This is a genomic window from Salinicola sp. V024 (assembly GCF_052645315.1).
This window is the reverse complement of record NZ_JBQXYB010000004.1, coordinates 214,879-228,593: the sequence shown is the minus strand read 5'-3', so window position 1 is coordinate 228,593 and position 13,715 is coordinate 214,879. Positions and strand designations below refer to the sequence as shown.

The window sequence follows — 13,715 nt, the reverse complement described above, 5'->3', positions numbered from 1 at the left end:
AGAGCGTCTGCGCTCGGGTCGGCGCGAAAGGGCATCCTGCCCAACGCGCCTCTCGCGTCATCCATGACGCGAGACCCGGCTCGACGCTCTGCGTTCAGCGCCGTTCTGGAAGGCGTCTAGGGTGCGAGACTTCGAGCAAATCAACTAGGCTCATAAATGCAACGCCGCGCCCTGAGACGCGGCGATTGCTTAAGAGCGGCCTGAGCGCAGGCCGTCTGGATCAGCCCTCGAACAACATCAAAATGGACAGGAAGAACAGCACCCACATCGCCGGGCGCACTTCCTTCGACTTGCCCACGCCGACCTTGACCACCACGAAGGTCAGAAAGCCGAACACCACCCCGTGGGTGATCGAATAGGTCAGCGGGATCAACATCATCGCCACGAAGGCCGGAATGGCATCGTCGTACTGCTGCCAGTCGATGGTCCGGATCGGTGACAGCATGAATACGCCGACCATGATCAGCGCCGGCGCGGTAGCGATGGCCGGAACCAGCGCCAGCAACGGTGACAGAAACAAAAACGGCAGGAACAGTAGTCCCGCGACTACGGCGACCAAGCCTGAACGCCCGCCCTGGCTGATACCCGCGGCGGATTCGACGTAGGCATTGGCCGGGCTGGTGCCTAGCGGCGCGGAGATCAATGCCGAGGCCGCGTCCACCATCATCGAGCGGCGAATGTTGCGCGGCTCGCCGTCAGCGTCGAGCAGGTTGCCCGCCTGACACACGCCGATGAAGGTCGACATCGCATCGAAGAAGGTGGTGAACAGAATCACGAAGATGAACGGCCAGTAGGCGATCGACAGCGCGCCGAGGAAATCGACCTGCCCCATGGCGCCGAAATCGGGCCAGGCGAAGATGCCGTGGAAGTTGACCAGTGTCGGCGAACCGGTGGGCGACATGGCGCTGGCGTCGCCCCACAGACGACCGATGGGAATGGCGATGATCGTGGTGACGACGATACCCAGAATCAGCGCACCCTGCAGGCGTTTTGCCACCAGTACCGCGGTGATGCCGAGACCGATCAGAAAGGTGACCAGGGTCGGCGTCATCTCGCCGAGGCCGACCACCGTGGCCGGGTTGGAGACCAGCATGCCGGCATTGACCAGCCCGATCACGGTGATGAACAGCCCGATACCGCAGGCGATGGCGTGGCGCAGGGTCGCCGGGATCGCATCGACCACGTAGCGACGCACGTTGAACAGCGCCAGAATCCCGAACAGCACCCCGGACCAGAACACGCAGCCCAGCGCCGTCTGCCATTCGATACCCGCGCCCAGCACCATGGTGTAGGTGAACAGCGCATTGATGCCCATGCCCGGTGCGACCAGGATCGGGTTGCGCGCATAGAGACCCATCATCACGCTGCCGAAGAAACTGATCAGCACGGTGGCGGTCAGCGCGCCGGCGAACGGTACACCCGCACTGGAAAGGATCGAGGGGTTGACCACGATGATGTACATCGCCGCCAGGAAGGTCGCGATGCCCGCCAGCACCTCGGTTTTGACCGTCGTTCCCAGCGAGCGCAGAGAGAACATTTTTTCAAGCACGCAGCAATCTCCTGGCAATCATGATTGTTATTGGTAACGCGAGTCGCGTCGGTAAATTTTGTATACGAAACTGGTTCCAATAAAAAGGTCCGGGAGCCATTCCGTTCAAAAATACATCCCGCCCGATTTTACGGCCAACCGGACCGGCGTATTGGCACCACTATCGAGCGGCGCGCAGTATAACGAATCCTTCCGTTGCCGCCACCCGCCTGCTATCGGGTCGCTACCCGAGGAGGGAGCGTGTGTGCCATCATCGTAGCCATCGCCGCATGACGATCACGACACAAACGATCACGACAGGAGTCACCGCTCATGAGCTCGGAAATTCCTCAGTTGCCGCTGATTGTGGATCCGGCCACGCTTGCGCAACATCTCGAAGATCCACACCTGCTGATCATCGATGTTCCGCTCAAGGCCGAAAGCTACGAATCGGGTCACGTGCCGGGTGCGATCTTCCTCGAGTCCCGTCGCCTACTGGCCGGCTCGGGCGAAGTGCCCAACGATGTGCCTTCCGAAGCCGCCCTGAGCGCGCTGTTTTCCGAACTTGGGCTGACCCCGGAGACCCATGTCGTCGCCTATGACGACGAGGGCGGCGGCTGGGCCGGGCGTCTACTCTGGACGCTGGAACTGATCGGGCATCGTCGTTACTCGTATCTCAACGGCGGCATTCACGCCTGGCGTGCCGACGGTCAGCCGGTTGCCACGACGCCGGCAACACCCACCGCCAGCGAATACGAAGCGGCCTATCTCAACCCTCGAGCCCAGATCCGGCGCGAGGAGCTGATCGAGCGTCTCGACGACCCAGATCTCGCGATCTGGGACGCCCGTTCCGATGAAGAGTACCGGGGCATGAAGGGCGATAATCGTAAGCTTGGGCATATTCCCGGCGCGGTCAATTTCGACTGGCTGGACGTGATGGATAAAGATCGCGACCTGCGTCTTCGCGACTATGCGGAGCTTGTCACCGAACTGGAAGCTCGCGGCCTGACCCAGGCCAAGGAGATCGTCACCCACTGTCAGACCCATCACCGCAGCGGGCTAACCTGGCTCGCCGCCAAGGCGCTCGGTTATGACAACGTTCGCGCCTACCCCGGCTCGTGGAAGGAATGGGGCAATCGCGACGATACCCCCGTCGAGAAATAGTACGAGTCGCTCGTAGCTCGTAGCTCGTAGCTCGTAGCTCGTAGCTCAGTCTATTGCGCGGACCGGGGACTCTCGCTACCTTGTCCGCCTTTCAGCTTATCCGTCTTCAAGCGGGTCTCTCTTCCAATATCGGGGTCGTCATCGTGGATCGCCAGGAACTCTTCGCCAGAATTCAGTACCCGCTGCCCCAGCATGCGATCTCGCGACTGATCGGCCAGCTCGCCGATTGCCGGATCGCCGCGGTCAAGGACCTGTTCATTCGCCGCTTCATCGACACCTACGGCGTTGACATGAGCCAGGCCTTGGAGCCGGATCCGACCCGCTACGCCTGCTTCAACGATTTCTTCACCCGCGCCCTCAAACCCGACGCTCGCCCCATCGGCGAAGGGCTGGTATCGCCGGCCGACGGCGTGCTTTCGCGCTACGGGCGTATCGAACACGGCACCCTGATCCAGGCCAAGGGCCAGACCTACTCGCTTAGCGCACTGCTCGGCGGCGATGTCTCGCGCGCGGCGCCGTTCCGTCAGGGCAGCTTCGCCACGGTCTACCTCGCGCCGAAGGACTATCACCGCGTCCACATGCCGATGACCGGCACCCTGCGCGAGATGACCTACGTGCCGGGACGGCTGTTTTCGGTCAACAGCGCCACCGCCAACCATGTTCCCGGACTGTTCGCTCGTAACGAGCGGCTGGTGTGTATCTTCGATACCGAACACGGGCCGTTGGCCATGGTGCTGGTCGGCGCGATGATCGTCGCCGCGATCGAGACGACGTGGGCCGGCCAGGTCACCCCGTTGAGCGGACGCGTCCAGACCACCCGTTTCGATGAGCCGATCGTGATCGAGAAAGGCGAGGAGATGGGCCGCTTCAAGCTCGGCTCCACCGTAGTGATGTGCCTGGGCCGCGAAACCGCGTTTGGGAATTTCGACCCCGAGGGCAACCCGATCAGCATGGGCCAGACGATGGGCGCACTGCCCGGCGCCATCTAAAACACCCATTCAATCTATGGACACTTCAGGGAGCATGCAATGCCACTGGAAATCTCCCGCAACGTGTCGATCCCCGACAACGAGATCGAGCTCATCGCGGTTCGCGCGCAAGGCGCCGGGGGCCAGAACGTCAACAAGGTCTCCTCGGCGATTCACCTGCGCTTCGACATCCGTGCCTCGAGTCTACATCCCGGCTTCAAGGAAAAACTGCTGGCGCTCAGTGACCGACGTATCACCCGCGACGGCGTCGTCGTGATCAAGTCACAGGAGCACCGTACCCAGGAGCTCAACCGGGATGCCGCGCTGGTCCGGCTCAAGCAGCTGATCAAACCCGTGCTCTACGGCGACAAGCCGCGGCAGGCAACCAAGCCCAGCCGTAACGCCAAACGCAAGCGCGCCGATAGCAAGACCCGCCAGGGTCAGAAAAAGCGTCTGCGTGGCCGCGTGGATGATTGAGCCGGTGGGCTGATAGAAGCCAGTCGATACTGGCTTCATCTGATGTACTCGGTTCACTGCTCCACTCCGCTCAGAACCTCCTCCTTCCGAGCATTACTTCCCAACGTTTCCTTCCCAACAAATTCTTCCAAAACATTGCCGTCCCAACGCCGTCTTCCGAGAGTTGACGCTTGAGCGTTGCGCTCGGCGCAATGGTGATCCTCCTTCACCGTGGATTATCGCTCCCACTCGATTGGCCTATCTTGATAAGTGTCGAGCTCGGCTCGTCGCGTGTGTTCCGCTGAATTTTTCATCATGAATTCCAGAGAGGAGAACGGTCATGAGTTTCATCACCACCCAAGACGGCACCCGCATCGCCTACAAGGATTGGGGCGAGGGCCAACCCATCGTTTTCTCGCACGGCTGGCCGCTCGCCGGAGACGCCTGGGATGCCCAGATGCTGTTCTTCGGTCACAACGGTTACCGTGTCATCGCCCACGACCGACGCGGCCATGGGTTCTCGGATCAGCCATGGCAAGGTAACGACATGGATCAGTACGCCGATGATCTGGCGGAACTGATCGACCAGCTCGACCTGCAGGAGATGATCATGATCGGCCACTCGACCGGCGGCGGTGAAGTGGCCCACTACATCGGTCGGCATGGTTCCAGACGCGTTGCCAAGGTCGTGCTGGTCGGCGCTGTGCCGCCGTTGATGCTGAAGACGGATAGCAACCCTGAAGGCACTCCGCTGGAAGTTTTCGACGACATTCGCCAGGGCACCGCCCTCAATCGCTCCCAGTTTTTCAAGGATCTCACCCTGGCCTTCTACGGATTCAATCAGGACGGCGTGGAAACCAACGAAGGCCTGCGCGAATCGTTCTGGCGCATGGGTATGCAAGGCGGCATCAAGGCCGAATACGACTGCATTCGCGAGTTTTCTGAGATCGACTACACCGAAGACTTAGAGCGAATCGATAAGCCAACGCTGGTGATCCACGGCGACAGCGATCAGATCGTGCCGATTGCCGCATCCGGCGAGAAAACCGCCAAGATCGTGGCCGATGCGGAGCTAAAGGTGTATCCGGGAGGTAGCCACGGCCTGGCCCAACTCGAGGCGGAGCGGTTCAATCAGGACGTGCTCGAGTTTATTCGACGCTGAACTCGGCAGGCGTGCTGAACACCAACCCCATAGAAGCGGCCCAGGTGGGCCGTTTTCGTAGCCTCACGAGAGGCGTTCACAAGCCGCTGTCGCGATCCCAGTAGGGCGGCGACCCAAAGCACTCGACCAGGAAATCGATAAAGACACGGACCTTTCTCGACGATCGCCGAGTCGGGTGATAGACGGCGTAGATGCCGCCCTCCTGCCCTACCTCGGACACATCGGCCTTCCAGGCTGGCAGCACTGAGCGCAAGCGTCCGGCTTCGATATCGGCGCCGATCAGCCAGCACGGCATTAGGATCATGCCCAGCCCGCCGACGGCGGCTTCGCGCAACACCTCGGAGCTGTTGGCCTGCAGACTGCCATCGACGCAGATACTCGTCTCGCTGGGCCCCGAGAAGTACCAGGTACGCCCGCCAGCACCGTAGGCGAACGTCAGACAGTTATGCGCCGACAGATCCGCCGGGGCACGAGGTTCGCCGCGCTCGCCAAGATAATCCGGGCTCGCGCATAGCATGCGGTGATGAGGCGAAATCCGCCGAGCGACTACGCTCGGCGCCTCGACATGACCGAGCCGAATCGCCAGATCCAGACGCTGACCGACCAGATCGGCAACTTCGTCGGAGAGCATCAGTTGCAGGCTGATATCCGGATAGCGACGCGTGAACTCGGACACGAACGGTGCGACATGCAGGCGTCCAAAAGCCACCGGCAGACTAAGGCGCAGCTGTCCTCGCGGCGGTCCGGAACGCTCGCTGACTTCCAGATTGGCGTTTTCCAGATCGCTGAGAATGCGCGTGACATGGTCATAATACGCCTCGCCGGCACCTGTCAGCGTGACTTGCCGCGTCGAGCGGTTCAGCAGCGGTGTCGCGAGACTGCTTTCCAGCGCATCGACCTGTCGCGTCACCGAGGAGGTGGCAACGTTCATACGACGCCCTGCCGGCGCGAAACCACCGGCGTCGACCACCGCGACGAATGCCTTCAAGGCTGCAAACGTATCCATGCTGTCCTTACGTGGGTTCGTTCGATATCAGTACAAAATCACCCCTGATGAGTGATGACCGGCGCGATACGCTACTTTCAGTGATGCTCCTGCAGGTAGCGATGAACGAAGGATACCGCCATGGCACCCTCTCCGACCGCCGACGCCACGCGCTTGATCGAGCCGTGCCGAACGTCTCCGGCCGCGAAGGATCCTGGCACGCTCGTTTCCAGATAGAAAGGCTGGCGCTTGAGTGGCCAGCCGGCCGGCGGCTGGCCATGGGTCAGTAGATCCGGCCCCGTCACCAGATAGTTGGACGCATCGCGCACGATTGAGGTGTCCATCGCCCAGTCGGTGTTGGGCTCTCCACCGATACAGACGAAAAGCCGGCTCGCTGACTGTCGATGCTCGCTTCCGTCCTTGCGGTTGCACAACGTCAGCCCCTGAAGCACCGGCGATTGATGCGCCGATGCCCCGTGTAGCGCCGATACCTCGGTGTCATAGATAACATCCACGTTATCCCGCGCTTCGATGCGCTCGACGAGATATTGCGAGAGCGTTGCCGATAACTGGCTGCCGCGTACCAGCATGGTGACGCGGCTGGCGTAGTTGGCAAAATGCATCACCGCCTGCCCTGCCGAATTCCCCGCGCCGACGACGAATACATGCTCGTTCGAGCAGTAAGGCGCCTCCGCCGCCCCGGCACCGTAGAAGAGCCCGCGACCGAGATAGCGCGCTTCATCGGCAACCCCCAGCCGCCGATACTCGACACCGGTCGCACAGATGTTCGATTTCGCCGTTAGAGACTCGCCATCGGCAAGCCGAACGTGGATGTGATCGTTATCGAAGTGCGCCTTGACGCCCTCGCTCATCATGACCAGCTCAGCGCCGAACTTAACCGCCTGCTGCCGAGCGCGATCCGCAAGATCCGCGCCGGAGGTACCATCGGGAAAACCCAGGTAATTCTCAATCATCTAGCTCGTGCCGGCCTGCCCACCAGCGGCGTGGCGCTCAATGAGCACCGTTCTGAGACCTTCTGACGCTGCATAAACCGCAGCGCTCAACCCGGCCGGCCCGGCGCCATAGATCGAGACATCATACTCGCGGTAGCGCGGCAGAGTGATTCGTCCCAGGCCGGCGGCGATTGCCTTCAAATCAGGCGCGAACAGCCTCTCTTGCCCGGCGATATCGACGATGGGGAAGCGCAGTTCACCCACATTGGACAACCCTAACCGCTCGACACATTCGGCTTCGCTACTGAGCCGGACCCACTCAAACGGTACCAGCGTACGGCTCAGATAGTCGCGAATGTCATAACCTTCGGCATTGCCCGCCAGACCATAGAGCGTCACCGCTACGTCTTCGCCCACTGTTCGTTCCGACATTCCATCACCTCCCGGTCATCAGCCCATTCGGTTATCAGTCCACACGGCTATCAAATCACGTAGCTCTCAACGTACGTAGCTTTCAACTCACACAGCTATTAGCCCACCCGGCTGGGCGCGGTTGTGAACATGAGATGGTTACCGGCACGAGTACCCTGATAGTAAAGACTTCGGCCGAGCATGATCTGTCCGGGTTCCCATTTCGCGAGCGCCTGGTCGATATCGTCCGGCCAGCGGCGCAGAGCCTCACTCAGCGACATTGCATTGGCGGCCGCCTTGGACGTACTCGCCGCGGTATGCGGACGCGGGATAAAGGCTGCATCACCCAGCAGCGCTACGCGGCCCTTGACCATGGAGTCGACAGTGAGATCCCGGATCGCCTGCGCAAACGGCGCCTGGGTGGCCAGTACCAAATCCCGGAACGGCGGTGGCAATAAACGACGAGCATCATCATGAACATGCGCTATCCAGCGTTCAGCCAGTTTGCCTTCCGGCATGGAAAAGCCACGCTCACGTCCGTCGCGATCGGTCATGATGTCGCGCAACATGTCGTCATCGGCAACGCGATACCACACGAAGTTGTACAGACGATGGCCCTCGCGGGTGTCGCTGCCTTCGCCCGGCACCAGATATCCCAGCATGTGAGAGCCCGCGCTATTGGCGAAGCCGAAATCGCCATGCAGCCATTCCTTCGCCGTCGGCGGCATGTCATTCTCCGGCACCAGCCCACGCCACGCCAGATAGCCCGCATAGCTTGGCTGGTTATCCGGCCATAGCAGCTGGCGAACGGTCGACCCGTTACCATCGGCTCCGATCAGCAGATCACCCGTCACCTCGCTGCCATCCTCGAAGCGCGCCGTCACCGTTCCTGCAGCCTCGTCCTGAGCGATCTCGATCAGCCGTTTACCCTGATGATAATGGGCTTCGCCGAACTGCCGCCGCATGGTGGTGTAGATCAGTGACCATGACGTCTGAGTCTGGGGGGAAAGTTGCTTACTGAGCACGCTTCCATCGGATCGAAACACCGTGCGATAGCGGGAGTGCACGCCGAGGTCTATCTTGCTCGGATCGACGCCCGCCGCTTCGAACACCTCAACCACCTCCGGTTGCAGCACGATGCCACCGCCACGGCTATCGAGATCCTGTTCGGAGCGCTCGAAAATATCGACCTCCCAACCCGCCTTGCGCAGCATGTTGCCGGCAAACAACCCGCCTAAAGAGCCGCCGATGACGATGGCACGCTGGCTCCGTCCGCTAACTTGAGTGGCCATGATCACGCCTCCTGACGAATGCGGGCGGCAGCATTCTTCAATGCCTCTGACAGCACCTCGATTGGCTGGGCACCGCTGACGACTTGACCTTCGAATTCAAAATTCGGCACGCCACGCACACCGCCGCTGCGCAGCTGCAGCTCAATCGCCCGCAATTCATCGATACCCTCGTCGCTGGCGAGAAAGGCTTCCACTTCAGCACGCCCCAGGCCGGCACCCACCGCCAATAAGATTAAGGTCTCCCTGTCGCCGATATCCTGGCCCCGCTCGAAGTAAGCTGAGAACAGCGCATTGGCGAGCGCGGTACCGCCACCACGGCGCTGCGCGAACTGCATCAGCCGATGAGCAAGAAAGGTATTCGGAGTCTTGGTGATCGCCGGGTAGTCGAACGCGAGGTCGTCACCGTCCGCCGCCGCTTCGGTCTGCTGGTCGAGCAATTGGCTGCGCTCCCAGCTGCCGAACTTCAGCGAACGATAGATCTTGCGATCGATGCCTTCCGGCTGCATGTCGGGGTTGAGTTCGAACGGTAGCCACTCGATCGAGACATCGGTCGATTCCGGCAGATCGCGCAGTGCTGCCATCAGGCGGCGCTCGCCGATAAAGCACCAGGGGCAGATGAAATCAGAGGCAATGCGAATATGAAGGGTCATGGGATTCTCGCTCCGTGATCGATGAACCAGGCACGAGAATCAAACTATCACTGTTCAGATTCGAGATAATCGCCCCAATCTGAATATCATCGTTGTGCAGGACGCAACGGCAACTATGTATCAAACAACGGCGACTACGCATCACGCAGCGCCGTGGCGTCACCAACGCGATCATGTCAGGCCGGCAGCGTCGCCATCAATCCCGCCATCAACCGGGCGCGATCCACCAGGCTATTGATCTCGATATGCTCGTTCAGGGTATGAATGCCCGCACCGCGAACGCCTAATCCGTCGAGCGTCGGTAACCCCATCGCACCCGTGAAATTCCCATCGGAGCCGCCGCCACTGCTGGCATGGGGTAGCGGCATTTGCAGCGCATTAGCTATCAACCTGGCCTGCGCATATAGCGATAGCGTCGCCTCATCCGCTTCCCACACCGGCCGGACAACGCCGAGCTTGACCTCGAAGCCGACGCCGTCGGCATCACGCTGGTTTAGCGCCAGCATGCGCTCGATGCCGCGATCGAGATCTGCCTGGCGCTTGGCCATGCTCAGCGCTTCGCCACGGCAGCTCGTCGAGACGCAGTTGACCCACTGGCCGCCCTGCACCACGCCGACACTGAAGGTGCAATCATCGCCGGTCATCGACTCGATCTCGGGAATTCGCGCAACCATCTCGCGAATCGCCGAGTGGCCATCGGCCAACGCCGCCCCGGCATGACTAGGCCGACCGTGAGCCAGCAGATCGAAACGCGCGATCGCGTAGCGCCCGGTGACGACACCATTGCCCGCGCGTGCCGGTTCCGGCACCAGAATGTAGTGATGCTTTGCCGCCTCGCGCTCGATCAGTTCGCGGGTACCGGGGCTGCCGATCTCCTCGTCGCAGGTCAGCAGCACATGAATCGGCAGAGCGGTGTCGACGCCCGCTTTCCGCAGCGCGGCCACGGCATGAAGCGCAGCGAACGTGCCGCCTTTCATGTCGCAGATACCGGGACCGTAACAGCGACCGCCCTCGTGCCTGAACGGCAAGGTTTCCAGCGTCCCGACGGGATGCACCGTATCGAGATGCGCCATGATCAAGATACCGCCCTCCTCGCTGGCAGGATGCGGAAAGCTCGCCTTGAGGCAGTCGCCGAGCCCGGTCGGGCCGGGAATGCGCTCGACCTCAGCGCCCAGCTCGAGCAGGTCCTCCGCCGCCAGCGTCATCATGCGATTGACGGCATCGACATCGAAGGTCGGGCTTTCGCATTCGACCCAGCGCTGTAGCCCGGCCAGCATGTCATCGATATCGAATTCGAGCTTTACGAGACTCGGGGCAAGACTCATGCGCTTACCGCCCGGGACTCGGTCAGGTCCGCCAGCTCGTTGAGGCGGCGCTCGGCAACCCGTGCCAGCAGGCTCGCACCGACCGGCAGAATGCCGTCATCGAGCACGAAAGCCGGATTATGGACCGGAATATCGCCGGCATGACCCACCCAGCAGTAGGAGCCCGGCACGATCCTGAGCATGTCGGCGAAATCCTCGCTGCCCATCACCGGACGCCCGAGATCGCCCACGTTGGCCTCGCCGACGATATCCCTGGCTGCCGCTTCCAGCGCCTCGGTCTGCTCGGCATGGTTCTCCAGTACCGAGAAGATGTTGCGGATATCGACATCGATCTCGACGCCGTAGGCGTCCGCAAGCCCGGTGGCCAGCTCACGGATGCGTCCGTGGATCAGCGCGGCGACGGTGTCATCGAAGGTGCGAATGGTGCCGGAGAGCGTGGCCGACTGCGGAATCACGTTGTAGGCGGAGCCCGAGTGCAACTGCGTGATCGAGACCACGGCAGCGTCCAGCGGGTCGGTATTGCGGCTGACGATGCTCTGCATGGCCTGTGAAAGCTGGGTCGCCACCACGATCGGATCCCGTGCGTTATTGGGCTGCGCACCATGGCTGCCTCGGCCGCGAATGACGATATCGAAGAATTCCGCGCCCGCCATCGCCTTGCCGCTCATCACCCGAATCTGACCGTGATCGAGGTGCGGCGCATTGTGCAGCGCATAGATTTCGTCACAGGGAAAACGCGCGAACAGCTTTTCGGCGATCATCCGCCGCGCCCCGCCCAGCCCCTCCTCCGCCGGTTGAAAGATGAGGATCGCGCGACCGGCGAAGTCCCGGGTCTCGGCAAGATAGCGCGCCGCGCCCAGCAGCATCGTGGTGTGACCGTCATGACCACAGCCATGAAAACGGCCGGGATTTGTCGACGCAAACGGTAGCCCCGTCTCTTCATTCATGGGCAGCGCATCCATATCGGCACGCAGCCCTACGGTCTTGCCCGGCCCTCGCTGGCCGTCGATCAGGCCGATGACGCCGGTCTTGCCGATGCCGGTGTGAACCTCGAGTCCCAGCGCTTGCAGATAGGCGGCGACGATCGCGGAGGTACGCTGCTCTTCGAAACCGATTTCCGGATGGGCGTGAATGTCGTGACGAATCTCGATCAGCTCAGCGGTGAAGGCATCGATGCGGGGTAACGTCGTCATGAAAACTCCTTGCAGTGACAGTGGCGAAACGGCTCGCGAATGGTCTCTTAGGCAGGATCGGCAACCGGTACGAACGGCTGCCCCAACGGGGCGGTGCGAAGGCCGGCGCGTAACCGTTTCCAGGGCAGCATGGCGGGATCCACCGCCATTGGCCCCGGAGCGGCGCAGACCAGAATCGTCTCCGCGATCGGCGCGAAATCGGCGCGGAAATGCACCGAACTCTTGTTGACCAGAATGGCCTGCTCCAATGGTTCGATACCCACCGAACGGTACATCGCCTGATCCGCCATCTGCGCCTTGCGGCTGACCACCACGACACGTACGTCGCCGATTCGCAGGCAGGCGGATGGGCCCATGTCGAGACGCCCACCGCCGTAATAGGGGCCGGGCGCGACAAAGCGACCGTCCGAGAGCGCTTCGACCGTGAACTCAGCCTCCAGCGGCGAGTCCCCTTCCACGCCGGAATGCCCGCCGAGCGCCAGCCGGACCACCGCGCCGACGCCCGCCTCGTGCGCGGCCCTGGCCGCTGCCGAGTCGAACACGTTGCCGATCGCAGCGCGCTCCGCCCCGCAAGCGATGAGCGCTTTCAGCATGCCCATGGTGTCGGAATTCCCGCCCGCCCCCGGATTGTCCTGGGTATCGGCGATCACCACTGGCCTTGTCGCACTTTCCGCCAGCCGCATCGCCTCCCGCACGCCCGCTTCCGGCTCGAACACTCGCCCCGCGAACGCCGGCTCCTGCGCCGCTATCCTCGCCGCCAGCCGGTCGGCGGCCTGATCCGCGCTATCCGGATCGGTTCCGTACACCACGATGCAAGGGCCGCAGTCGGGAAAATCGGCGGCCGGAAAGCCGGTCAGGAATGATACCGAGGGTAGCGATTCGCTCTCCATCGCCGCCACCTCGGCATAGAGCGAGCGGCATGGTTCTTCCGCCGTGCACTGCCAGGCGATCGGCATCAGGTAATCGAGCTGACGAAACGCCTTCGCCGGCCGGCTGTTGCCCGACAGCAGCCTCGCCACGGCAGTGGCGCAGCGGGCGCCGGTTTCCGCCATGTCGATGTGCGGATATGTACGGTAAGCAATCAGCATATCGGCCTGCTCGACCATCGTCGGCGTGACGTTGCCGTGCAGATCCAGCGTGGCGACGATCGGTACGTCTTCACCCACCAGGGCCCTGACGCGACGCAGCAACTCGCCTTCGCCGTCATCGAAGTGTTGGGTGACCATGGCACCGTGCAGATCGAGATAGACGCCATCGAGGGGCATCGCCTCGTCGATGGCCGCCAACAGCCGCGCGGCAATGCGCTCGAAGGCGTCCTGCGTGACATGAGCCGACGGACTCGCCGCCGCCCAGAGCGTAGGGATCAGGCGCCATGCCCGGGCTTCGGGGGCATCGATGAAACCGCACAGACCAATATTACTGGCGGCCACCGCGTCGAAGACCGCTTCGCCCTCGCTCAGCGGTGGCGCGCCACCACCGCGCAGGAAGTCTTCATAGGTCGCCTGACTAGGCGCAAAAGTATTGGTTTCGTGGAGAAAACCACCGACGGCAATCCGGAGGTGTGACATGAAGCATTCCTTGAATCCAGTAGATCATGAAGAATCGGCGACTCGGCCATGTGGCCCCCG

13 protein-coding genes are annotated in these 13,715 nt (G+C 62.0%); 4 read left to right on the top strand and 9 right to left on the bottom strand.

Features of this window, described 5'->3' with window-relative positions:
• Window positions 1-220: 220 nt before the first annotated feature.
• Complete coding sequence (locus ACUN9V_RS08760) at window positions 221-1,537, bottom strand: NCS2 family permease (protein WP_075562622.1); 1,317 nt, start codon at window positions 1,535-1,537, stop codon at window positions 221-223.
• Between the two features lie 324 nt (window positions 1,538-1,861).
• On the opposite strand from ACUN9V_RS08760, the gene ACUN9V_RS08755 reads away from it, so the two are divergent.
• From ACUN9V_RS08755 to ACUN9V_RS08740, 4 genes are all read left to right on the top strand, one after another.
• Window positions 1,862-2,692: a sulfurtransferase gene (locus tag ACUN9V_RS08755; RefSeq protein WP_445511119.1), complete on the top strand. Its 831-nt coding sequence runs from the start codon at window positions 1,862-1,864 to the stop codon at window positions 2,690-2,692.
• Between the two features lie 143 nt (window positions 2,693-2,835).
• Window positions 2,836-3,681 (top strand): archaetidylserine decarboxylase, encoded by an 846-nt coding sequence (gene asd, locus ACUN9V_RS08750; RefSeq protein ID WP_445511190.1) that lies wholly within the window; start codon window positions 2,836-2,838, stop codon window positions 3,679-3,681.
• A gap of 39 nt (window positions 3,682-3,720) precedes the next feature.
• Entirely contained in the window at window positions 3,721-4,137 is a 417-nt protein-coding gene (arfB, locus tag ACUN9V_RS08745; RefSeq protein ID WP_445511118.1) for an alternative ribosome rescue aminoacyl-tRNA hydrolase ArfB, read from the top strand.
• 319 nt (window positions 4,138-4,456) lie between these two features.
• Window positions 4,457-5,278 (top strand): alpha/beta fold hydrolase, encoded by an 822-nt coding sequence (locus ACUN9V_RS08740; RefSeq protein WP_445511117.1) that lies wholly within the window; start codon window positions 4,457-4,459, stop codon window positions 5,276-5,278.
• Window positions 5,279-5,354: 76 nt separating this feature from the next.
• Here ACUN9V_RS08740 and ACUN9V_RS08735 read toward each other — a convergent pair whose 3' ends face one another.
• The 8 genes from ACUN9V_RS08735 to ACUN9V_RS08700 form a co-directional block, all read right to left on the bottom strand.
• On the bottom strand, window positions 5,355-6,284 hold the full coding sequence (locus ACUN9V_RS08735; RefSeq protein ID WP_445511116.1) for a LysR family transcriptional regulator: 930 nt from the start codon (window positions 6,282-6,284) through the stop codon (window positions 5,355-5,357).
• Window positions 6,285-6,361: 77 nt separating this feature from the next.
• Entirely contained in the window at window positions 6,362-7,237 is an 876-nt protein-coding gene (locus tag ACUN9V_RS08730) for an NAD(P)/FAD-dependent oxidoreductase (RefSeq protein ID WP_445511115.1), read from the bottom strand.
• Window positions 7,238-7,648 carry an FAD-dependent oxidoreductase gene (locus ACUN9V_RS08725; RefSeq protein WP_445511114.1) on the bottom strand — a complete coding sequence of 137 codons (411 nt, stop codon included), beginning with the start codon at window positions 7,646-7,648 and terminating at the stop codon, window positions 7,238-7,240.
• 98 nt (window positions 7,649-7,746) lie between these two features.
• Window positions 7,747-8,919, bottom strand: coding sequence for an FAD binding domain-containing protein (locus ACUN9V_RS08720; RefSeq protein WP_445511113.1), 1,173 nt, complete (start codon window positions 8,917-8,919; stop codon window positions 7,747-7,749).
• A 2-nt stretch (window positions 8,920-8,921) separates the two neighbouring features.
• Complete coding sequence (locus ACUN9V_RS08715; protein ID WP_445511112.1) at window positions 8,922-9,569, bottom strand: DsbA family oxidoreductase; 648 nt, start codon at window positions 9,567-9,569, stop codon at window positions 8,922-8,924.
• A 176-nt stretch (window positions 9,570-9,745) separates the two neighbouring features.
• Window positions 9,746-10,894: a M20/M25/M40 family metallo-hydrolase gene (locus ACUN9V_RS08710; RefSeq protein ID WP_445511111.1), complete on the bottom strand. Its 1,149-nt coding sequence runs from the start codon at window positions 10,892-10,894 to the stop codon at window positions 9,746-9,748.
• Complete coding sequence (locus ACUN9V_RS08705; RefSeq protein ID WP_445511110.1) at window positions 10,891-12,087, bottom strand: M20 aminoacylase family protein; 1,197 nt, start codon at window positions 12,085-12,087, stop codon at window positions 10,891-10,893. The genes ACUN9V_RS08710 and ACUN9V_RS08705 overlap by 4 nt, the downstream gene beginning before the upstream one ends.
• Before the next feature lie 47 nt (window positions 12,088-12,134).
• Complete coding sequence (locus tag ACUN9V_RS08700) at window positions 12,135-13,655, bottom strand: M81 family metallopeptidase (RefSeq protein WP_075563884.1); 1,521 nt, start codon at window positions 13,653-13,655, stop codon at window positions 12,135-12,137.
• Window positions 13,656-13,715 lie beyond the last annotated feature (60 nt).